The sequence below is a fragment of the Nocardia sp. CDC519 genome, from assembly GCF_059509835.1.
This window is the reverse complement of sequence record NZ_CM183377.1, coordinates 6,534,105-6,555,330: the sequence shown is the minus strand read 5'-3', so window position 1 is coordinate 6,555,330 and position 21,226 is coordinate 6,534,105. Positions and strand designations below refer to the sequence as shown.

20 protein-coding genes are annotated in these 21,226 nt (G+C 64.9%); 9 read left to right on the top strand and 11 right to left on the bottom strand.

Annotated elements, in window-relative coordinates; genetic code table 11:
- Positions 1–92: 92 nt before the first annotated feature.
- Entirely contained in the window at positions 93–1,277 is a 1,185-nt protein-coding gene (locus AC5W7N_RS30210) for an aspartate aminotransferase family protein (protein WP_495922941.1), read from the top strand.
- 500 nt (positions 1,278–1,777) lie between these two features.
- Positions 1,778–2,161, top strand: a complete 384-nt coding sequence (locus AC5W7N_RS30205; RefSeq protein ID WP_495922940.1) for a hypothetical protein — start codon at positions 1,778–1,780, stop codon at positions 2,159–2,161.
- Positions 2,162–2,626: 465 nt separating this feature from the next.
- Here AC5W7N_RS30205 and AC5W7N_RS30200 read toward each other — a convergent pair whose 3' ends face one another.
- Positions 2,627–2,929: a DUF2510 domain-containing protein gene (locus AC5W7N_RS30200; RefSeq protein ID WP_228815080.1), complete on the bottom strand. Its 303-nt coding sequence runs from the start codon at positions 2,927–2,929 to the stop codon at positions 2,627–2,629.
- Positions 2,930–3,364: 435 nt separating this feature from the next.
- Between AC5W7N_RS30200 and AC5W7N_RS30195 the strand changes: the two genes are divergently transcribed.
- Together AC5W7N_RS30195 and AC5W7N_RS30190 are read left to right on the top strand one after the other, a co-directional pair.
- Positions 3,365–3,973, top strand: coding sequence for a hypothetical protein (locus AC5W7N_RS30195; RefSeq protein WP_495922939.1), 609 nt, complete (start codon positions 3,365–3,367; stop codon positions 3,971–3,973).
- Positions 3,970–4,392, top strand: a complete 423-nt coding sequence (locus tag AC5W7N_RS30190) for a hypothetical protein (protein WP_495922938.1) — start codon at positions 3,970–3,972, stop codon at positions 4,390–4,392. The genes AC5W7N_RS30195 and AC5W7N_RS30190 overlap by 4 nt, the downstream gene beginning before the upstream one ends.
- A gap of 166 nt (positions 4,393–4,558) precedes the next feature.
- Here the strand turns inward: AC5W7N_RS30190 and AC5W7N_RS30185 are convergent, their stop codons facing one another.
- The 3 genes from AC5W7N_RS30185 to AC5W7N_RS30175 all read right to left on the bottom strand — a co-directional run bounded on the left by AC5W7N_RS30185 (position 4,559) and on the right by AC5W7N_RS30175 (position 6,668).
- Positions 4,559–5,221 carry a hypothetical protein gene (locus AC5W7N_RS30185; RefSeq protein ID WP_194992311.1) on the bottom strand — a complete coding sequence of 221 codons (663 nt, stop codon included), beginning with the start codon at positions 5,219–5,221 and terminating at the stop codon, positions 4,559–4,561.
- Complete coding sequence (locus AC5W7N_RS30180; protein WP_194992312.1) at positions 5,197–5,763, bottom strand: hypothetical protein; 567 nt, start codon at positions 5,761–5,763, stop codon at positions 5,197–5,199. Before AC5W7N_RS30180 ends, AC5W7N_RS30185 begins: the two co-directional genes overlap by 25 nt.
- Before the next feature lie 416 nt (positions 5,764–6,179).
- Complete coding sequence (locus AC5W7N_RS30175) at positions 6,180–6,668, bottom strand: cell division protein CrgA (RefSeq protein WP_495922936.1); 489 nt, start codon at positions 6,666–6,668, stop codon at positions 6,180–6,182.
- A gap of 399 nt (positions 6,669–7,067) precedes the next feature.
- On the opposite strand from AC5W7N_RS30175, the gene AC5W7N_RS30170 reads away from it, so the two are divergent.
- The gene (locus tag AC5W7N_RS30170; protein ID WP_495922934.1) at positions 7,068–9,281 is read left to right on the top strand and encodes a sensor histidine kinase; all 2,214 of its coding nucleotides are present in this window, start codon (positions 7,068–7,070) and stop codon (positions 9,279–9,281) included.
- A gap of 10 nt (positions 9,282–9,291) precedes the next feature.
- Here AC5W7N_RS30170 and AC5W7N_RS30165 read toward each other — a convergent pair whose 3' ends face one another.
- Positions 9,292–9,726: a hypothetical protein gene (locus AC5W7N_RS30165; RefSeq protein WP_194991180.1), complete on the bottom strand. Its 435-nt coding sequence runs from the start codon at positions 9,724–9,726 to the stop codon at positions 9,292–9,294.
- A 209-nt stretch (positions 9,727–9,935) separates the two neighbouring features.
- Between AC5W7N_RS30165 and AC5W7N_RS30160 the strand changes: the two genes are divergently transcribed.
- Together AC5W7N_RS30160 and AC5W7N_RS30155 are read left to right on the top strand one after the other, a co-directional pair.
- On the top strand, positions 9,936–10,592 hold the full coding sequence (locus tag AC5W7N_RS30160; protein ID WP_194991179.1) for a response regulator transcription factor: 657 nt from the start codon (positions 9,936–9,938) through the stop codon (positions 10,590–10,592).
- A gap of 270 nt (positions 10,593–10,862) precedes the next feature.
- On the top strand, positions 10,863–11,216 hold the full coding sequence (locus AC5W7N_RS30155; protein WP_194991178.1) for a histone-like nucleoid-structuring protein Lsr2: 354 nt from the start codon (positions 10,863–10,865) through the stop codon (positions 11,214–11,216).
- Positions 11,217–11,287: 71 nt separating this feature from the next.
- On the opposite strand, the gene AC5W7N_RS30150 is transcribed toward AC5W7N_RS30155, so the two are convergent.
- The 6 genes from AC5W7N_RS30150 to AC5W7N_RS30125 all read right to left on the bottom strand — a co-directional run bounded on the left by AC5W7N_RS30150 (position 11,288) and on the right by AC5W7N_RS30125 (position 19,085).
- Positions 11,288–11,782 carry a hypothetical protein gene (locus tag AC5W7N_RS30150; RefSeq protein WP_495922932.1) on the bottom strand — a complete coding sequence of 165 codons (495 nt, stop codon included), beginning with the start codon at positions 11,780–11,782 and terminating at the stop codon, positions 11,288–11,290.
- Between the two features lie 914 nt (positions 11,783–12,696).
- Entirely contained in the window at positions 12,697–13,896 is a 1,200-nt protein-coding gene (locus tag AC5W7N_RS30145; RefSeq protein WP_495922931.1) for a WD40 repeat domain-containing protein, read from the bottom strand.
- Positions 13,893–15,023, bottom strand: a complete 1,131-nt coding sequence (locus AC5W7N_RS30140; protein WP_194991175.1) for a hypothetical protein — start codon at positions 15,021–15,023, stop codon at positions 13,893–13,895. The genes AC5W7N_RS30145 and AC5W7N_RS30140 overlap by 4 nt, the downstream gene beginning before the upstream one ends.
- On the bottom strand, positions 15,020–16,135 hold the full coding sequence (locus AC5W7N_RS30135; RefSeq protein ID WP_280499301.1) for an alpha/beta fold hydrolase: 1,116 nt from the start codon (positions 16,133–16,135) through the stop codon (positions 15,020–15,022). Before AC5W7N_RS30135 ends, AC5W7N_RS30140 begins: the two co-directional genes overlap by 4 nt.
- A 1,067-nt stretch (positions 16,136–17,202) precedes the next feature.
- Positions 17,203–18,168, bottom strand: a complete 966-nt coding sequence (locus AC5W7N_RS30130; protein WP_195012576.1) for a hypothetical protein — start codon at positions 18,166–18,168, stop codon at positions 17,203–17,205.
- Entirely contained in the window at positions 18,165–19,085 is a 921-nt protein-coding gene (locus tag AC5W7N_RS30125; RefSeq protein WP_194991173.1) for a hypothetical protein, read from the bottom strand. Before AC5W7N_RS30125 ends, AC5W7N_RS30130 begins: the two co-directional genes overlap by 4 nt.
- Before the next feature lie 428 nt (positions 19,086–19,513).
- Here AC5W7N_RS30125 and AC5W7N_RS30120 point away from each other — a divergent pair, with 428 nt between their 5' ends.
- Together AC5W7N_RS30120 and AC5W7N_RS30115 are read left to right on the top strand one after the other, a co-directional pair.
- Entirely contained in the window at positions 19,514–20,104 is a 591-nt protein-coding gene (locus AC5W7N_RS30120; RefSeq protein WP_194991172.1) for a DUF3558 domain-containing protein, read from the top strand.
- A 125-nt stretch (positions 20,105–20,229) separates the two neighbouring features.
- Positions 20,230–21,213, top strand: a complete 984-nt coding sequence (locus tag AC5W7N_RS30115) for a dihydrodipicolinate synthase family protein (protein ID WP_195007124.1) — start codon at positions 20,230–20,232, stop codon at positions 21,211–21,213.
- The last annotated feature ends 13 nt before the right edge of the window (positions 21,214–21,226 follow it).

Below are 21,226 nucleotides of genomic sequence, written 5' to 3'. Positions count from 1 at the left end.
CGTCACGGACCGCATTCGAACGAGCCCGCCGCAGCGTCGGCGGCGGCGTGGGGTCCGGCCTGCGCGCCGCGATGCGTCCCCATCCGCTCTTCGTGCGAGAAGCACGGGGCGCGCACCTGTGGGACCTGGACGGCGACCGCTACGTCGACTACGTGATGGCCTGGGGCCCGCTCGTGCTCGGACACAGCGATCCGCGCATCCTGTCCGCGGTGTCCGAGGCCGCGACGAAGATGCAGGTCGTCGGCACGGGTCACGCCCTCGAATATCTCGCCGCGGAAGCGGTTCTCGATGCCGTACCGCATGGCGAGCGGCTGCTGTGGAGCAATACCGGAACCGAAGCGGTGCAGGTCGCGCTGCGGCTCGCCCGAGCCGCGACCGGGCGGCGTCGCGTCCTCAAGTTCGCCAAGAGCTACCACGGCTGGCACGACACCGTCTACGCCGGGATGTCCGAGGACGACAGCGACCGACCCGCGCGCCCGGGCAGCAAAGGCCAATCGCCCAGCGTTCTGGACGATCTGGTCGTGGCGCGCTTCAACGACGTCCACCTGGCCGAGCGTCTCCTGCGCGAGTCCAGCGAACGGGACATCGCGGCGGTGCTCATCGACCCGGTGATGAGCAACGCCGGTGTCGAGGCGCCCGCGCCGGAGTTCCTGTCCACGCTGCGAGATCTCTGTGACCGCCACGGCGTCGTCCTCGTTTTCGACGAGGTGATCGCCGGGTTCCGGATCGCACGTGGCGGCGCCGCCGAGAAATACGGTGTGCTCCCCGACCTGTCGGTCTTCGGAAAGGCGATGGCCGGCGGATTCACCCAGAGCGCCGTCGTCGGCCGAGCGGACCTGGTCGACCAGGTGACCAACGGCGTCACCCACGCCGGCACCTTCAACGCCAACCCCATCGCACTCGCAGCCGTCGAGGCGACGATGCGCGTACTGGCCGACCCCGATGTCTACGAGGAACTCGAGACGATCTCCGCCGAGTTCCACTCCGTCGTCGGCACTGTTCTCGGTTCGGTTCCCGGCAGCGGCAGCTTCAACCGCGTCGGCTCGCTCCTCCAATACGTGCCCGCGGGCGGGACCACCGGACTCCACGGCACCGGCGGGCTCTGGACAACGATCATGGAAGGGATGCTGCGGCAGGGTTTCCTGTTCATGCCTTCCGGCAAAATATTCCTCAGCACAGCGCACACCACCGCCGACGTCGAGGCAACGGCCGCGGCACTCCTCCAAGTCATTTCGCTTTCTTCCAGCCGAGACGGAACCGACCTCACTGTCGACTGAAAGCGCTGATTCGGCTGCGGAGCAGCGAGGGTCGGCTCAGACGATTCGCCTCGCGTTGGAGTTCCAATATCCTTGTTGGATATGCGACCCGAATCCTGTTGTCGTAGTTGGTCGTGAAACGACGGGGCAGAGCAGCTTTCGGTGTTCCCGTCCCCGGCGTCGACCTCGACCGGCCAGTGCCCCCGTGGGTTGTGTCCGTGCTGGGTTACGCGGCGCACGGGTCGCCTCGATCTGCTAAGAGGCGTATGTTCTCGCAACCGCGGGTTTGGTGTCTGGCTGTCCGGCGACGACAGGCTGGGCTCTCGCCGACCACTTGGCCGCCGGGTATCCGGCTGTCCGGGGCCGGATTGCCCACTCGTCGATCGACCTCAGGGGGAGCGCACGGCTGACGTCGACAACGGCGGGGTCGTACACGACAGGCGGCGGGGGTATCCGTCGACGATGAGCGAGGACAGCAGGTTTTCGGAAGCACGTTGCTGATCTGCCGGGCAGGATCGTCGGTGACTTCGACACCGAGGAGAACGATGCGACGACATTGCTGGGGCCGGCTCCTGCTGGTGTGCGCCGCGGTTGTGAACCAATCGCCGGCCACGGCTGTCTTCTCGATCGATCGTGCATGCGCCATGGACGAGCGCGAACCCGTCGCTGATGATGTCAGGCTCCTCCTGCGCCACCGCGGACTGCTGTTCGCGATCCTGAGTTATGAAAACAGGGCAGTCTACGGCGGTTTCGGACTGGCGATGGCGATGGTCCTGATCTGGTCGGCCGTCGGCGACGGGGCGATGCACGGCGGTGCGGCATTGACAGTGGGTATGGTGCTGGCCGGAATGGCGATCGGCGCGTCCGTCGTGTGCACGGCGGCGGAAGCAAGGCCGCGATCGTGACCACCACAGCAGGCGATGCCATCACACCGACGACCGCGACGGCGCGGCGCCGCGTGGTGTGGCTGTGGCCGGGCCAGGCTGCCTACTTCGGCCCGTCCTTCCACCTCGACACACATTCCGCCGCTGTCCACACTCTGGCATTCGGGATCGATGCCGCCTTCACCATCACAACGAGCCGGAGGCCGGCTCGGCGGCTTCGCAGCGTGTTGATACCAGCGCGGATGCCGCACCGGATCGAAGGCAGCGGGCGAATGCTGTTCTTCTACCTGGATGCGGACAGCGGCTGCATCGAGTTAGGCCCGGTTCTGGCGGTACGGGGCCGTGTGGGAACCCTGGGCCGAACGAGCTCTGCTGCGGGTGATTCGGGGAAGGCCCGTGTTGGTGGGGCGGTGGGATCGGCTGCATCGGTTCCATCCGTCGGCTGGGTATGGGGAATGGGTGCGCGCAGCAGACGGCTTGGGCGCTTCAGGTCTCGCTCGGTCGCGGGGGCTGCGTGATATCTGTCCAGCGTTGGCCGTCGAACCACCGCGTGGAACCGGCGGCGTCGACATACCAGCCCGGCGGCGGCGCGGTGGGCGAGACAGGCGCAGGGGGCATGACGACGACGGTGGGCTCACGCTTTTCTCCCAGGCGAAACAAGGCACGCAACACCAAGAAGACGAACAGTAGTCCCACGCCGATCATCAGGACGATGAGAGTGCCGACGGTGTTCCAGTCATTCTGTGCGCCGTACCAGACGACGAACACGATCAAGAACAGCGCCGACAAGCCTTCGGCTTGTCCCTTGCTCCACTTCGGTTTGCTGCCAGGCAGCGGGGGAGTGCCAGCAGGTTCATATGCCGGTGGGCCTGGGAGCGGCGCGCTGGCCGGCGGTGGCGGCGAATTCATTGAATGTCCCTGTTCGGGTGAAGGTTTAACGACTGAGATTACCGCGTGAAGGGCGTTGCTGGAAGCCTTGCGCTGAGTTTGCCGTTCCGGCGCCGACAGGGCCGCAGCCGATCCGCTCAGCGGTTGGCTCGTGCCGTGCCGGAGCCGACTGGGACCGCGTTTACCGCATCATCGCTGAGACGCCATCTTGCCGGGGCCCTTCCGCCAACACTGAACAGGTGGTTGCTCGTGCCGGGGGAACGACCATTGGTGGCAGGGCGCGTGTCCGTCATTCACCGGACAGACGGGGCGATTTCACCGGCGGATACTTCCGGCATGTTCATCCGTGCATATACCGCGTCGCTGGTGGCGGTCGTCGCCGCGCTGCTTGTTTCGTGTTCTGGCCTCGACTCGATTCGCGATGGGCTGGGCATCGGCGGACCTGGATGCGTCGACGCCGCGGGCGATAATTCGTCGGTCGAGGACCTGGCGGACGCGTTGATGCGCGCTTCCTTCACCGATCCCCGGACCGGGGAGCGGACCAGCCTCGAGGAGCAGGCGCGCGAGATGGTCGCTGACGGCGGTGGCGTGCTTGGGTTGTCATTGCCGATCGACACGTCGCCGGGAGGTATCCGCGCGAAGGTCATCGACAGTTTGTATACCGCGGTTCCGGACGGAGGTGATGCGCGATTCGCGGCCGCGGTGTGCGGCTATGACGCTTCGGTGCTCCGGAATCTGGGGTTGATGTGGGAAGACGCCGAGCTCGTTGCCGGCACACCGCATCTCCTGCGGGCCAGCGGGCGAATGGTGTGCGGCTCGATCGAGGGAGTGACCGCTGACGATTACCTCGCGAAACTGATGAGCAGGCTGATGCGGCTCGGGCAGATCCACAGAAGTTTGTCGATGGGGAGGTCCGAAAGATCGAGACCGCGCTGGCAGGGATGAACGACGACGCGACCCTGTCGGAGGCAGCGCGCCAGCTTCGTTCCGACTTCGAGAACTCGATCCGCATGCTGCGAGAGCAGGATCCCCAGGCGATCGCCGACGGACTGCATATGTATCGGGAGTTTCAATGGCTCGCCGTGGAGCATGTGTGCCCGCGGACGAGCGTGCTCGGCTTCGGCCAGGCGTGCGGGACGGTTCCTTCGCCGCTGGGACATGCTCCGTTGACGGTCAGGACTCATTCCGGCCCGGTGACCTGCACCGAAGCGCTCGATGTCGTGCGCCGGCAAAATGCCGGGGGATACGCGGCCACCGCACCGTGGACCTGCGAATACAACTCCGACGAAGACACCAGCGATCAGGTGATGATGCACTGCTTCAACGGGCACGCCCGCATCGTGGTACCCCGCCGACCGGCCTGACACCGGGGTCGGCCGAAGGCCCCAGTACAACCGACGGTCACGCCGTTGCCGGTCGCGGACCGGCCGCGCATCACCGAGACGAGTGTTATGTCGGCGCGGTCATGGCGCGAAAGGCGGGCCCGACCGATGTTTCGGTGGATCCGCCGGTTCAGCCGAGGACATGCGGTCAGTAACGCGGTCCGGGGAAAGACCCGTCGATGTCAGGTATCACCACGAATTCCGGGCACGTCGACAACCCGTAAACGTTGGGTTTGCCGGGATGGTGTGCGGTGCCGTCGAGTATCAGGGTGTCGAGCACGCAGTTGCTGGAGCCGACGGCGCTCGGAGCCTTGGCCACGACTGTTGCGTTGCCGATCCGCCCGACGGGCAGTACCTGCCAGCCTTTGCTGACCACGGCGCTGTCGGACACCCTGATCACCGGCGAGTCCGAGGAGTTGCGAACGTAGAGGTGTCCGTCGTAGAGGGCCACGCTGTCGGTGCGCAACCCGGACGTGCGCTCGGCATCGATCACGAGCTTCTCTTGCCAGGTTGTGCGATCGAGCACCTTGAACATGGGTTTCCCGGCTACCGAATACTTCACCACTATCAACGTGGACATGGGGTCCGGGAGCAGGCCGCGCGCGTCGTGTAGCGCGGCCGGGGCGGCATCGGGAACTGTGCCGGTGACCTCGTCGAACCACAGCATTCCCTCCGGGCGTTCGAACCCGTATCCGGAGTCGGTGACGGTCGCAAGCGTGGTGCCGACGGGGTTTCCGGTCGGCGGCGGTTGGTACCGGAGTGCACCGTCGGCCGTGGTGACGACAGCTAATTCGCCGGGCAGAGGGCGCAATTGCCCGCGCGTGTGACCAGATAGGTCGTGTTCGTCGATGCCGCGACGGTGCCGGGCATCGACAAGGCATCGTGTAGATCGGTGCCTTGATATGCCCGGATCTCAGGAGATTTCCGACCTCGGAGGTCGAAGGAGACCGCGACGCCGGCTGCCGTCCCGTGCAGGCTGATATCGACCGGGCGCTCCCGCCCCGACCACACGGTCACCCTTGCTTCGGGTTCGTCCTCACCGAGGCGGTAGGAGATCAGTGTGAGCTGGTGCGCCTCGGGTTCGAGTCCTGACGACGGTTTGAGCGATGCCACGGCGAACGCGACTCGAACATTTTGGCCGTCGCCGAAAGTCGCGCAGATACCGCTGTTTCCGGGCTCTACCTTGTCGCCAGACAAGGTGGGTAGGGCGAATTCATGCGCGCGGCTTGCATCCTGTGGCAGTCGGACGACTGCGGCAGCAGGGGAGGACGCGGAGGTGGTGAACTGGTGGTCGCAATGCCACGCCATCACGCCACGCCGCATCGTCACGGGCACGAAGTCCGGATTCCCCACAGTCACAGTTGTGGCAGTCGCACGCGTTGGTGTCGCTGTGGATGAATGAGCGGCCACGGTTGGCGTGACCCCAGACGTCCCGGGCGACTCGCCGGTGCATGCCGCGACCGTGAGCAGAGCGATTGCTGTCGAGCCGATTCGGAGGCGGGCCGAGCTTCGCATGCTGTCCTCATATTGTTGGTTCCAGTTCTTGCCGGCTGGACGGTGCGTGGCCGCTGCCTTCGCGGAACGATGGATCCCCCCAACCGCGGGTCTGTCTGCCGTTCGACCGACATCGTTGCGTGGCAGGGTCGCCGGGGGATCGCGTGCTGAGTGATTACAGATAGGCCTGCGCCGTCAGCGGTGGCCTGGGTGGCGGGGGTCTAATGAGCGCGGTCCGGCCGGTGGCTCAACGCAGGGCGGCCGGATGGGTCTTGCTATCCGCTGTTCGCTAGCGCGATCAGCGTGATGATCATCGCGACGAAAAGCAGCCACAGGTAGCCGAGTACGAGGCCGGTCAATGCCAGACCTGCGCCTTGTTCGCCGCTGGTGCGGATTTGGGCGCGTGCAGTATGGCCGATCGGTATGGCCGCGAAGGGGAATACGAAACCCAAAACGAGCGCGACGATGGCGAGCGAGTTCGTGCGAGGGTCATACGGTCGGGCAGCAGTAGTAGTGGTGGGTCGCGCGCTGGTCGATCGAGTGATGACGACACCGATTGCTCCGACGATGATCAGGAGTAACGCGATCAGAAAGTTCCACGCGCCCAAGTCGTCGGGGCTGTACCCGAACACGACTATTCCGGAGCCGAAGTAGGACGTAGCCATCCATGCTGTTCCGAGCACGAGCGGAATCAAGAAGCAGAGCCATGCCGGGCTCGTGCGGTGATCATCTTGTCTGTATTCCGCTGGCGTGGGTGCGTTCATAGGTTGTGCTCTTTCCTCGGGAAATCGTCGTTCATCGACACACCCGGCACTCGACGCGGCGGACGAGACATCCGGATCACGACATGACCTTCGCGCAGTCGACATATAGCCATGGTCGGCGGCCGATCACCTCGGCGGTATCGGCCGAGTGGCCGACACCGACGGCCTATCGGTGCCGGCCGGAAGTGCCGTCGAATTGACGACGGCAAACGGTCTCGGGTGTGTTCGTTGCGTGCTGCCGCGAGTGTCTGTCTGTGCGGGGTCAGCAATGACGGAGTTCGCGGATTCGCTGGACACCCGGCGGCTGGTCTTCGACGATGAGGCGTGAGTCAAAGCAGGCCGCTCGACGCGCGGACAAAGGCCGCGACCGGGACGTGGCCGGCCCCGACGTATGCCGAGGTGACGCGCCAGGCTGCGATGGCGGGGTTGTTGCTGCGGCATGGGGTGTTCGTTGTCGTTGCGGTGCTGTATTGGGTGGCTCCGGGTTCGCCGCCGCCGGGGCTGGCGCTGACATCGCTGCTGGGGGGTTGGTCGGTGTTTCGGCTGGTCGCGCGGGGGTTCGGGTCGGGGTGGTCGGTGTTGGATCTGGTTGTGGTGTCGGCCTATTTGGTGTCGACGCCGTGGTTGGTGGTGGATTCGTCGTTCGTCTCCGATACCAGTGCGATGCTGGCGGTGGCCGGCACCGCGGTCATCTCCTTTACTGTCGCGGTGCCGCCGCGGTGGTCGGCGGTGGCGACGGTGGTGGTCGTGGCGGCGTGGGTGGTGGGGTGCGGGCTGGCGGGGATCGCGAATCCGTTCACGATCTTCAGCCTGGACTTTCTGGTCGTGGAGTGGGCGATGGCGGCGGCGTTGCGGTGGTCGCTGATGCGGTCGGCCCGGTTGGTCGACACCGCGCTGGCGGCGGTGTCGCAGGTGCGGGTGGGGCGGGAGGTCACCGAGGCGCGCCGGCGGGCCGAGCGAGCGCAGTGGGCGTCGATGCACGACACGGCGGCGTCGACGTTGTTGATAGTCGGGCAGGGGGCGGTCGGGGACCCGGAAACGTTGCGGGGCCAGACGCGGCGGGATATGGACGCGATCGGGGCTCTCGCAGTGCCGCGGGAGGCAGGGGTGGTTGATGTGGCCGCCGCGGTGCGAGCTGTCGGCGCGGGGTTGTCGACCGATTGTGTTGTCACCGGGTGTGATTCGCTGGACCTTGCCGGTGAGCTCGGTGTGGCTGTGGTGGCGGCGGTGGGGGAGTCGTTGGTCAACGTGGACCGGCATGCGCGAGCCCAGGGCGTCGTGGTCACGCTGTCAGCGGGGTGTATCGAGATCGTCGATGACGGGGTGGGATTCGACCCCGATGCACCTCGGGTGCGGCGACGTCACGGGGTGCGGAACTCGATTCAGCGGCGGCTCGCCGATGTCGGGGCGAGTGTCGAGATCGACACCGCGCCGGGCGCGGGCACGCGGATCGTGATGCGCTGGGACGAGGCGCCGGTCGAAGCCGATCCGGTTGCGCTGGAGCCGTCGAGCTCGGTCGCCGGGGTGCTGCAGCTGGCCCGGGGCTACGGCTACGGGTTGTTGGTGATCGCCGTGGTTGTTGTCCTCATGCAGTCGCCTCGGGCGGTGTTCGGGCCGGGGAGTGTCGTGCCGGAGCAAGCCGCGGTGGTTGCGGTGATGGTGGCGATGTGCGCGGTGGCCGGGGTCGGATTGCGCAGGAGGATGTCGAACCGGGCTCGGCAGCTCGCTGCGCTGGTGGTGGTCGCGGCGGTGCCGGTGCAGGGCCTGCTGTTGCCGCAGGCACAGGTGTTCACCGCCGCGTACTGGGCGCTGGGTGCCGCGGGTTGGCCGGTCGCGGCGTTGACGGCGCGACTGCCGCTGCGGCAGTCGTTGTGCTGGTTGGCGGCGGTGTGGGTCGTGGGGTCGGCGGTGGTGCTGGCGAGTTCGCCGAGCCGCACCGACCTCGTCGAGCTCGGCTACAACCTGGCCTGTATGGCCATGGTGCAGGCGACCGCGCTGGGGTTCACCGCGCCGATGCGGCGCAGTGTCCGCGCCGCCGAGCGATTGCAGACCGAGCATGGCCGGCTGCTGGCCGCCGACGAGATCAGCCGTGCCCTGCAGTCCGATTTCCGGCACCGCTACCAACGCCTCGCCGAGACGGTCGTGCCACTGCTGCAGCGCCTGCACGCCAACCCCGACACCGCCCGTGACCCCGCCATCCGAGCAGCGTGCCTGGTCGAATCAGCAAGGCTGCGCAGGCTTTTCGCGCAGGTCGATGTTCACGAGCACCCGCTGATGGCCGAGCTGACACCCGCGATCGAACTCGCCGAGAAGCGTGGTGTCACCGTCACCGCCGACTTCGCACCAGAGCTACCCGCGCTCTCGGATGAGGTCGCCGCCGCCCTGCTCGACCTACCCGCGCGCATGCTGGCGACCGCTCGCACCAAGGCCCGTATCGTCATCTCCACCGACGAGACGGGCCTGGCGGTCAGCATCATCAGCGATTGCGTTCATCCCGGATCCCCACCCCGCGAGGGGATCGGCGTCCACACGATCACCGTGCTCGGTGACATCAACTGGCTTCAGATCGACTACCCGATCGACCGTCCGGGCCCGTCGCGGAAACCGAGCTGACCATGGCCGGTCACGACGAGCCGAACGATCCGGTCGGTAGCGGAGTCCGGGTGCCGGTGCTCGGGGCCGGCCCTTGGCGCGGGACGGCGCCGGGCAACGGTTCGCCACCCACCGACACCATCCGTTTGCCCTGGTCGAAACCGCGGCATGCCCAGTCGAGGACGTAGTTGCCGGCCGGGACGTCGACGAAACTCACCGTCGCGGTGCTGCGCGCCGGCACCCGGGTCGCCGGTGTGCGGAACGAGACCGGACCGGCGGCGTATGCCTCACACGTGGTCACGTCGGCCTCGTTGTTGACGAAGGTGAAGGTGATCGTGTTCGGTCCGGTCGCCGCCTCCAGCGGCACGACCGCCTGCGCGGCGGGCGCCGCGGCCAGGGCAATACAGATCGATCCGGCGACCACCGCGCCCGCCCGGGCCGATAGTGCGCGTCCATGTGTATCCATACCGCAATCATCGCCACCACCCAGCCGCAGGCGGTATCCGCCGAACATCGGACACGAACACCCGGAGTCGACTGTGTTTTCCGATCGGTGGGTGTCTCCCGTTCGGCGGACAGTGCAACCGGCAGCATCCATCTAGGATCGGCATCTGCGGACAACGCGACCGCGCACCGATCGCGGACACCAGCCGAACCAGTTCAGGGAGCAGCGCCATGGAAGCGGACACCCACGCCGTGCCGGTCGCGTTGATCGACGACCACGCGATCATCCACGACGGAATCGCCGGCTGGTGCGCCGACGCCGAACCGCCCGTCACGATCCACGGCTACTACCTGCGCCTGGAAGAATTCCTGCACGACCGACCCGAGGTCGACGTCGTCATCCTCGACCTGCAACTCGACACCCGAGCCCCCGACCTCACCGGCGTGCGACAGCTGTCCGAACTCGGCTACCGAGTCATCGTGTTCTCCCAGCACACCGGCAGCGACCTCATCCTGGAATGCCTCGACCTCGGCGCAGTCACCTACCTGTCCAAAGCCGAAGGCCGCGAACACCTCATCGCCGCCATCCACGCCGCCCGCACCGACCACCCCTACCTCGCACCCACCATGGCCAAAGCCATGAGCGGCGACCGCACCTCCCACCGCCCCGCCCTCTCACCCCGCGAACGCGAAGTCCTCATCGCCTGGTTCCAAACCGAATCCCAAGCCCTGGTAGCCAAACGGCTCTACCTCGCCCCCGGAACCGTCAAAACACACCTCGAACGCATCCGCACCAAATACGCCGCCGCCGGCCGCACCGCGCCCACCAAAGCCGCCCTCGTCGCCCGAGCCATCCAAGACGGTCTCATCACCGCCGACGAACTCTGAACAACGGGGCAGACGCTATTCGACGCGATCGTTCGCACTGCTGCGATGGAGGTGATTCCCGGCGCGGTTCCCCCGGCCCGCGCCGGTATACCCGGCCGAAATCGTCGCCCCGGCGATGATCGATGACAATAGGAGAATCGACATTGTCCATGCGACGGTGATTCGACTTCGCCCTCCCGGGGGACCCGAGGCACGGTCGCCGCGGCGCTCTTCTGGCTTGATGACCGCTCGCTACGGTGACCAGTTCAGTGCGGGTGCTAGCCTGTCGCGGTGGCGAAACGGGTGCAGGTGACTTTGACCGATGACCTTTCCGGTGACGATATCGATCTCGATATTGTTGCCGAGCCGACGGTGAGCTTCGTACTCGACGGTGTCGAGTACGAAATCGATCTGGGGCAGAAGAATCAAGACAAGTTGCGCAAGGCGCTGGAACCGTTCATCGCAAATGCCCGGCGCGTCGGGGGACGGAAGCAGCGAGCGCACAAACCCACACGAACCGGCCGTTCGGGGCGCGCGGACGCGGCGGCGGCCCGCGCCTGGGCGTTGGAGAACGGAATGGACGTCCCTGCCCGCGGCCGGGTCTCGCAGTCGTTGATCGAAAAGTGGAGGGCTGCAACGGCATAGCGCGTCCCGCGACGCAACCATGGGCCGCGCGGTCTTCGCTGCTCGAGCCGCTGACCACGGTGTGGTTTGGCCTAATAGCCTGGACAGAACTCCAAAGCGGCCGCCTGAACAGCATATTCGGCGTGATAGCGGCGCGACGATGGTGACTCGTTGATATTGCCCGCGCTATCGCCCGCACCGAGCGGCCCTCCGTCGGTGCGCGCGATGAATTCCCGGATCGCTCGGTCGGTGATCTCGGCCGGCCACTGCTCGAAGATCTCCGCCTCGGCGAACGGCTCGGAGCGTGTCGATTTGTCCTCGGAGATGCCGGAGCAGATCTCAGGAATGGTGGCAACAACGTGCTGGCCCGCCGCGGTCAACTCGTCATCGCTGGTGTCGTTGCAGTAGGCCGGCTGGTACATCGACAACATGTACACGTAGGCCACCCGGTCGCTTGCTGCCACCAACGGGCCGCCAGCGCTCTCGACCGAGTAGTCACCTCGTCGCAGGATCCGCGATCCCGACGCACATGCGGGTGCAGACTCGCCAACCAACGTCGACGCCGGATCGTTCGTAAAGTAACGCATCGAGGTCGTCGAAGACGGACCGTTCGAGCATCCTGCACCGGGGACCGCTACGGCCAGTACGCATGAGGCAGCGATAGCTGGTACATATCGTCTGGTCAAGAGCTTGCTCCTTACACTCGGCCCGGCGGCCGCGCGCACGCGCATTGTGCATCGAGTTGTTTTTCGTATGGCCGGCTGCCCGGTGTGGGTCTGCTGATCTCTGGCCGTGCGAGCGACTCCGCCATATCTGATGCGCTGATGATGGCATCGCTTGGTGTGCCCGGCATATCGGTCGAACGGCCGACAGCGTGCCAGACGACTAGTTTGACAACCTTGCCATTACGGCGCGGTTGCGGGGATGGAGCTGCCAGCAACCAGGGCGTCACCAGTGACCTCTTCATCTCAGTAACATCTTGGCCCAGCTCGAGGTCGGTACCCTCCAGCCGTGCTCGCTCAAAGATGTTGTCGGGCATCGCGCCCAGCGGTCTCGGCCTGCATGTCACGGCCGACCGCGGAGCGCCGAAGAAAGCAATTCCGGGAAGGGCGAGCGGCTCCGGTCGGGGCGCTCGGTCAAATGCTCGGCCGGGCGCTGCGATGCGAGCTCACCGCGGACGACGCCATCACGACCACCACCTTCTTGCGACGCGGCTCGGCAGTGCACCGACCACGGTGCCTCCAACGGCTGAACCGCAGGCGTAGCCAGGAGAAGACTGGGCTCGCCGTGCCCGGAGGAACTGCTTCATCACGGTACGAGACGATCTTGCGACTTGGCCGAAGGCTTGGGGCGCATGCAGTCGAGGATCGGATTCGCTCGGAGTCCGGCGTCTACGCCCGGCATCTTTGGTGCTCTTGCCGCGTGTCGGCTGCCGTTCATCGAACGAGCATCGGTCGAGGGCCGATAGGCGAGGGCGTGCGGGTGTTGAACGTTGCCCGACCTACATCAGCGAGACGTCCCACAGCTGTACCGTGCGTCCGACAGGAACTGCGAGGAGGCGACCGTCGGGACTGAAGGCAACTGAGCCGTTCAACCCACGGGCTCCCTCTGGCGCGGCTGTGAGGTTCAGCGACTTATGAACGGTGCGATGTCGGACGTCCCAAATGTCAAGCCCATATCCATCGAAGGTGCCAGTCGCGAGGAGGTTGCCCTGTCGGGTGAACTTAACCGCCCCCCCTTTACCTTGGAGGCTCGTTATCAGACTGCGGTCTCTGACATCCCATACCTGTACTTCATCGAACAGTGGGTTTCCCATGGGGTTGCTGAGTGGATCACTGAGACTGATCGCAATCGTCGAGCCGTCCGCCGATATGTCGAAATCGTCGACGTTTCGTGCGTGTCGATTCGGATTGCCTGCCGCGATATCGGTAAACTCGGGACCCGCCGACTTCTGTGGTATATCGACGAGTCCGACGATAGGCCGGGTTCCGGCCTCTCCGTATTCGCCGAAGCGGCCGGCGTGGGCGAGAACTCGGTTACCGGCAGAAAATTTGAGCTTGTTCGGCTGATAGGGCAGGTATGTCGAGTGGAGTAATTCGGGCGGGTCGATTTCCCATATGTCCAGATAATTCCGGTAGGAGCCGATGGACACGGCGAGTAGAGCTCCGTCGTCGCTGACCGCGACGGTGGTGGACCCTTCCTTTTGCCTGCATTGAACCGAGGGTGTTGTGGAGATCGGCTTCGCCGTCCGTGATATTCCTATGCAGCGGTCATCTCGGAATGCGACGCCAGCGGGGCCGACGGCGAACGCCCCGAACCGGCCCAGTTCCAGCGTTCCTGACTTCACCCGGGTTTCCTGGTCCAGGCTCCACGTTTGCACGTCGATCCCGGTGCCGTTGACCGGCAATCGTGCCATCGTTAGTGTCGATCCGTCGTTGGAGAACGCGAGGTGTGCAGGTCTGAAGCCGTCGTCGTAGGGAAAGAGAATTGCTCGCAGCGGTTTGTCGTCGCGAGGTGACAAGGTCAGCCAGGAGCCTGTCGTTCCACCAGTCGCAGCGGACGGCGCGGGCTGTGCGGACTCATCGACCGCGTCGGTGTCGGTGATGTTAAGGCCGAGGATTCCAGCTCCAGTGACCGTCAGAGCCAGGGCAGTGCCCCCGAGGATCGCCCTACGCCGGGTGAGCATTGGCTCAGGATTCATTTCACCCACTTACCGTCGTGCACGGTATGGATCGGAAGGTTGCTCGTCAGGGTGGCCGTTTGAAATGGGGAGCCATCGTTGTCGATGATCGTGGTGTGGCGTTGCCCCATGGAGGACCACTCGACGGCGAGTTTCCAATTCACGATGCAATCGCATGCCGCCCGCGGATCGAACGCGGCCTTGATGTCGAATTGTTCTATTTCGGAATTGCTCACGGTGAAAGCAAATGCCATGCCATTGTTGTAACTAACGCGAGGCGGAGAATCGTTGAGAATGATGGTAAAGTTGCGAACATTGGTACTGCCGCCGCATGGATGGTCGAGGACAATTGTATCGGCGTCAGCCGGGGTGCGGCTGACTTCGATCACTCTCATGCTCTGGATATTGACCGCATCCGAACTCGTTCCTTGCAACGACAATTTCAAGAACGTCTCGTTGAGATCGATTCCGCCCACGCTGTGGGCCCACGTGAAATCCATCTCACCGGGGTTGGGGATGGGTATGGCGTTTGGTGGCTTTCGAAAAATCCACATGTTCCCACAGCCAGGGTCGCCGTTGTCGGCGTGGTTGTCATCGTAGGCAATTGTCACAGTGAGGCCGGGAACGGATTCCTGTGCAGCCGGGGACCCGGTCTCAGTTGTGGTGGGGTTGCCGTCTGTTCGCAGCAAGGCGTAGGCCACGATGGCAAGCGCCACAGTCGGCATGCCGACCAGGATTGCGATGTTCGTGCCGCGGGCGCGGCGCCGTGGTTGCGGGTTATGGTTGCGCTCGGGCCAGTGGTGATCGATCAGCCAGACCGCAGCGGCAACAGCCGGGTCCTGTTTCGGCAGTGTGCTCAGTAGTGCGTCGCGCAGTGCGGAACGTCCGTCCTCACCGAACTCGATGCATACGTCGACGAGCGTGGCTACGTCCAGCCCAGGTCTTCCCGAAATCAGCGTTCTGTCCCGAATGTACCCGGGCAGCAGTCCGGCGAACTGTTGACGCGCCATGGGATTCCCGAGGTCGCCGATGCTGGATATCGCGTCGATAACACGTTGTCGCGCTGCCGCGTTGGTGCGAGGGCCGGCTGCCTGCTGTTCGGAATGGCGATTGTTGCCGGGGTTCCGCGATGGATGGAAATCAGTCACGGCTCAATCCACGCGTCTTCGTCACGAGGCTGTGGCCATTCAGCTCGTATGACCTTCAGAGCCTGCTGAAGCATGGGGTCATCGGGGAAACCGAATTCCAGAGACACCAGCAACGCTTCCCTCCCAGTTCGACCGAACTCGGCGCAGACCCGGACGAGAGTCACGAGATCCAGCCGGGCGTTTCCGGATCCGACCGGAGCCCGCTCCTGGATATATGGGGGGAGTTCCATACCCAGTTGCACCCGCGCCACCGGGTTTCGCAAGGTCGGCACGTCAGCGAGGGCCGAGGCGATACGACGCGCCGATTCCGCCGAACATCCGGCAGTAGGATCGATCACGCTGTCGCGTGATGTCTCCAGTAGCGGAGGCTCGTCGCGTGCTCCTGACTCCGATGCGCCGTTCCTACTGTGGCGCTCCAATTCCGATTGAATTCGAGACTTCACGACTCGATAGACGAGATCGGTTGAAGCGGTCGGTTTGATGATCGACGAGTGGTCACCCGGAAGCATGCCGCCGAATCGGAAGACGCTCGCCGCGGACTGTCGGAGGACGATACCATCCTCCAGTCCGGCGAACGCCTCGATGTCGATCGGAACCGTGTTACTGGTCAGGTCCTGCGCGTAAACGATCTGCTGGAGAACCTTTTGTTGAGTCTCGAAAATCTTCGCGGACAGCGGGCGAAGATCTCTTTCCTGCGGGTTTCGCAGTAGCCATCTCCGGGCCGAGAGCATGAATTCGGAGCCGGAGTTTGGGGTGGCAAACATCATGATTCGACGTATCCGCTGTAGCCGTTCGGCCTGTCCTTGGTCCAACTGTTGCGCCAGGTATCGCTGGACGATCAATCCGCCTTGGCTGTGGGCGAGCACCATGATCGGCTGATTCGCATCGAACTCTTCGCGCAAGACAGTGTCGAGATACTGGGCCAGTTCGTCGAAGTCGGGTAATTTCCGCTGCACACTCATGTTGACGAGGCGGGTCGGATACTCGAAGTTCAGTATGTCCACGTGTCCGGATATCTCGGAGTCCGCGCGCACGAGCTCGGTCAGGGGATGCCACGTGCGACTGCTCGAAAGTATTCCGTGTACCGTAATCAGCCCGATGGTTGTCGGCACCGTACATCCTCCCCCGCTTGCCAGCTGAGACTTAGGTTTCTACGGATCGTACTCGTAAACGGCGGCGCCGCAGCGAAATCGGTGGTGCTGCTCTCGCTCGACGCGCTGGTACAACGAGCTATCTGTCTATCGACAGTAGCTCAGGTGCACTCCCGGACGTCGATAGCGGGCGAGATACTTTGTGGGGTCTGACGTCTCGGCGTAGTTGAGGCGGACGGCGATCAGGTCGGTCGCTAGGGCTTCGGCGGCGACCCGACGTTCTCAGGCACCGATCGCGCTTGGCTTGGGTGTCGAACAGGACGACGACGTGGATCCAAACTCGTTCCTCATCCCGCTGCGCGCCGGTTCGATGCTGCTCGGGAGCTGCGCCGCTTGCGGCGGGAGGAGCACTTGAAGGCGGCAGAGATCATCGCCATCCTCGCTACCGAACCCGATCGGTGGTTGCCTTCCGGTTATACACCTGGTGCGGCTCGTCGGCGTCATCAGGGCGATCAACGACGCGGTGATCGCAACCGCCTGAACCCGGGACGACGCTTGGTTTCCACGCAAACGTCCCCGCCACTCTTGGAACCCATCGGTCAGCCGGAAATGAACGCGGTGCGCGCGAGGTCCAGGCGAATGGAACGGTACCCTGCTGACCGCGACATGGGATGCAGCCCGAGAAAGGCTCTGGGCCTCTTCAAGAACCCATCGAACGCGCCCTCCGCGACCGCTCATCCTCCCGTAATCTGGAACATCCCCGCGAGTCATGTCCGCTGGAGCGTACGGTGCGACGTCGACAGTCTCGGCTCCCGGACCGCAACCAGAGAGGAACTCTCCCTGGTTGCGGTGCGGCATCTGTGAAATGGTCGAAACACACGAGTTCGACCTGTGTGTTGAGGCCCGCTGTCGTCGCTCTCGAATCACACCGAGTTGCACGGTAATCTGGACAAGACCCCAGGCCGGCTGCGTGAGACGCGTGGGAGCGCGACGGCTGGTCGAACGCCTGCAGCGGCTTGGAGTGGGGGTCGCGGCTCGGGATTGGTAGCTGATGGGCCGTCCCGGCAGTTGGTGCAGAGACCTTTCCGCTATCGGTTTTTGTGGGCTTTGACTGCGGCGACGGCGATCTGGCGGGTTTCGGCGCAGCCGTGGCCGGTGACGTGGATGGTTTCGAGCCATTGTTCGGTGACGCCGTCGTGGTTCATGACTGGGAAGGTGTGGTCGGCGCCGACGAAGATTTTGATTTGGCAGTACTCGTTGTCGCCGCTGGATTCAGTGGCGTCGACGCCGACGATCCGTAGTCGCCGGTCTTCGTCGGCGACGTAGCGTGCTAGTCCGGTGGAGACGTTGATGTATCTGACGGTGTATCGGTTGGCTGGGTTGTCGCTGTCGTATTCGCCGGCGTAGACGTCGCATTCGAAGGGGTTGAGGCCGAGGAAGTCGAAGGTTTGGCCGGGCGCGAAGGCGGCGGTCAGGCCGGTGCATGGGTCGAGCTTCCAGCTGGTGGTGTCGGGCATGGTGGTCGAGTCTGCGCGTTGGGGTGGGTTGTCCAGCAGTGGTGCGGAGGCGATGACGATCTGGCGTAGCTTGTGGCACAGTTGGTCTGAGTTGCCACTGATCGCGTAGAAGAATGCGCGGTTGTCGTCGTAGGTCAGGCTGATGTGGCACAGGTCGCCGCCGTCGAGGGTGTATGCGGTGCGGTCACCGACCTGGAACTTCGTGCCACCGTCGCCCACCGCGGATACCGACATCGATACACCGACGTAGTTGATTCGCGTCGAGGGGTCGAACCGGATCTCGCATTCGTCGGCGTCGATTCCCGGGCCGGTGAATCGCGGTGGGCCCACGGCCGCGGTGACAGCGGCCTGATCCAACAGCCCGCACGGGTCGATGCGCCGCACTCGATCTCTGTCGGCCAAGGCCTGCCGCGTTTCGTCGTCGATGTTGGCTCGGTAGCCCGAGCCGGCAGGGATCGCGGCCCCGTCGACGGAGATGCTGCAACCGGCCGCCAACACCGTCACGAGCCCGGCGATGAGGTTGCGCAAGTGGTTCACTGGTTGGCTCCGAACAATTCGACCGCTACCGGCGCCAGCTTCCGCACCGAGGCGCAGCTGCCGGACAGTTTCACCATCGCTTGGATACGTGCGCTGCTGCGTTCGGATTCGGTGACCTCGGCTCCGGGCAGGACGCCGTCGACAGCCTCGCCGACCGGGAACCGCAGGTAGCAGTCTTTGGGGCCCAGCGGGTTGTCTTTCTCCTCGACCAGGGCTGGGCGGCCGGCGAAGTTCTCGATCTTTTCCGCGCTCATCGGTGTCATGGGGCGTTTGCCGTAGGTGACGGTGAACGAAGCGCCCAAGATCTCGTTGCCGGACCAGAACTTGCATTCGTAGGGTGTCGTGGTGGCGTCGAACCGGTCGACGGTGAACCCGTCGGGAAGGTGTTCGAGCAGCTCGCAGGGGCGACGGTCGGTCAACGGCACCCGCACCCGCGCGGCGTCGCGTCGAGGTACTCGGTTTTCGGCGAACGCCGCCACCACCTGGGTCACAACCTCGCCGGCAACCTTGCAGTTGGCGTCGCGTTGTGGGGAAAGGCTGTCGACGACCACCGTCAGATACGGCACCGGCGGCACTTCCTCGATATCGGGCACGGCGGTGGTGGTCGTGTCGGGTGCCGAGGAGTGGAATCGCATCGGAACCTTGTAGGCGCATTGGTAGTTCGAGTTCCGAATCGAGTCCATCGCGACCGACTCACCCGCGATCACGGCTGGTGTGTCCTGCTCGGATGGCTCGTAGGCGGCCAAGTCGAGGGTGACCGTTGCCGTCAGCCGTTGCCCCGGCACCTTCACCCGCACCACGCATTCGGAAATCACTATATATGGGCCGGTAGTCACGACACGGCCGTAGCGGGCGAGGGCGTCTGGATTGATCAGCGCGCACGGATCCACCGATCGCACCTGGTCAGCTACTCGCAACTTCGCATGATCGCCCGACGGCACTTGTTTCCCGAACGTAGTGAACGTCTGCGGCGCTGCCGACGCCATGATCGGCCGGCCGTCGCCGGTGGAGGCGGCCGGCGCCTGCGAACAACCCGCGAGCACGGCAGCGGCCACCACTACCGGCGGCAGCCTCAGCACGGCATGCATGAACCGGGACCCCCCTTCCTTTACGAATCGCCGGTCAGCATACCCGTGCACTGTCCGCGGCCCAGCCTCGCGCCGAGGAAGCCACTAGCGATGCGACTTCGGCAACAGCGCACTGTCCGCGTGAAAGATCTGGTGCCAGTTGTTTGTTCTGGTCGATCCTCGCCTACGCTCCTTCGCGCTGCTGATAGCCTCGACGCCTTGAACCGGGCCACGCTGGTGCTGGCCGGGGACGGCACCGATTTGGCCATGGGGGTTGAATGAACACCAAACGCACCACTGCGGGTGTGTTCCAAGTGCTGGGCGCGGCCGTGCTGCTGGCTGGGTGTGGGTCCGTCGTGCAGGGCTCCGCCGTACCGGCAGGCCAGGTGTTGGACGGGCGTCCGATCGCCGACGAGGTGCCCAGCGGATTCAACCCGTGCACCGATATTCCTCAGTCGGTGCTGGACTCCGAAGGCCTGCACGGCACCAACGCTGGTGGCGTGCCAACCAAGGACGACAGCTGGAACCGAGGCAAGGGGGCCAGATGGATGGGCTGTCGATGGGTGGTATCCGACGGCTACGCCACCAACATCAGCGTCACCAATCTGACACTCGACCACATCCGCCACGCCAAACATCTCGAGATTGTGCGCGATACCACGGTGGCAGGCCGTGCCGCCGTGGCCACTCATCAGGCAGACAGCCAAGACACCTACAGCTGCGAACTCTACGTCGACATGGAGGGCGGCAGCCTCGAATTCGGCGTCGACAACATGCCGTCCAACCGGAAGACCGGGCACCTCTACTCCTGCGACCTAGCTGTCGGGCTCGCCGAAAAGGTCGTCCCGCTGATCCCTGATGGTGTGTAGCTCGCGGCCGCGGGCACGCGCGACTCGGCCCAGCAGTCATGACGGGGTGAGGGAACTAGCCGAAGTCGGTCAGGCGTGTCGTGTTGGCAATCTCTGTCGCTCCATTCCGTCGGCGGCGGCTGTTGGTGGAGGCGCACGCCGCTAACTGGTGTCTGCTGTTGCGGCGAACGGGGTGTGGGCGAAGAGTTGCCACGGTGGTCACGTTGTTGTCTCCCGTCGTTGCAGCCGTCACTCCGTTCGATCGCGCGGGCGGTATCGACGCCGGTGCTTTCGGCGCGTACTTGGACCTGCTGGCCGATGCTGGAGTTCGTAGTGTTCTGGTCAACGGCACCACCGGCGAATTCCCCAGCTTGACGATGGCGGAGCGATGCACGGCTGTCGAGCTGTGCCGGCGCCGGTGGAGGTCGCAGGTGATCGTGCATGCGGGTGCGACCTCTGTCGCCGACGCCATCGCGATGGTCGAGCACGCCAATGACCATGCCGATGCGGTCGCGCTGATCGCCCCGTTCTACTTCGCCGGTGTCGGCGTGGACGGTGTCGAGGCGTTCTTCGATCGGGTCCTTGCCGCGGCGCGAGTGCCGGTCGTGCTCTACAACTTTCCCCGCCATACCCAGCTCACCCTCGATCCGGACATGGTCGGCCGGTTGGCGGCGCGCTATCGACAGTTGATCGGGCTGAAGGACTCGGGGAAGGACCGTGACATCACCCGCTCCTACCAGCGCCGCGCCCCTGGGCTGGAGGTTCTGGTCGGTGACGACAGTATCGGGGCGAGCGTCGGCGACCTCGGGTTCGGCGGTGTCGTCACCGGGGCGGGTAGCCCGGTCGCCGAGCTGCCAGTAGCGATCGCCGCCGCGGTGGCGGCCGGTGATCGTGATCGCGCGGCGCGGCTTCAGGGGCGGTTCGACCGGTACAGCGATTACCGGCGCGCGATGCCGGTCTCGGACATAGCCTTCGCCAAGGCTGCGCTCGGCGCACGCCTGCCGGGTTTCCCGGCGGACGTACGGGCGCCGTTGGTGACCGCCACCGCCGCACAACAGGACGAAATCAGACGATTCATGCGCGCTGAGATGTCGCTCGATGCACGCGCAGATCCGAACAGAGGTCGGTAGGTATTGCCCGTCC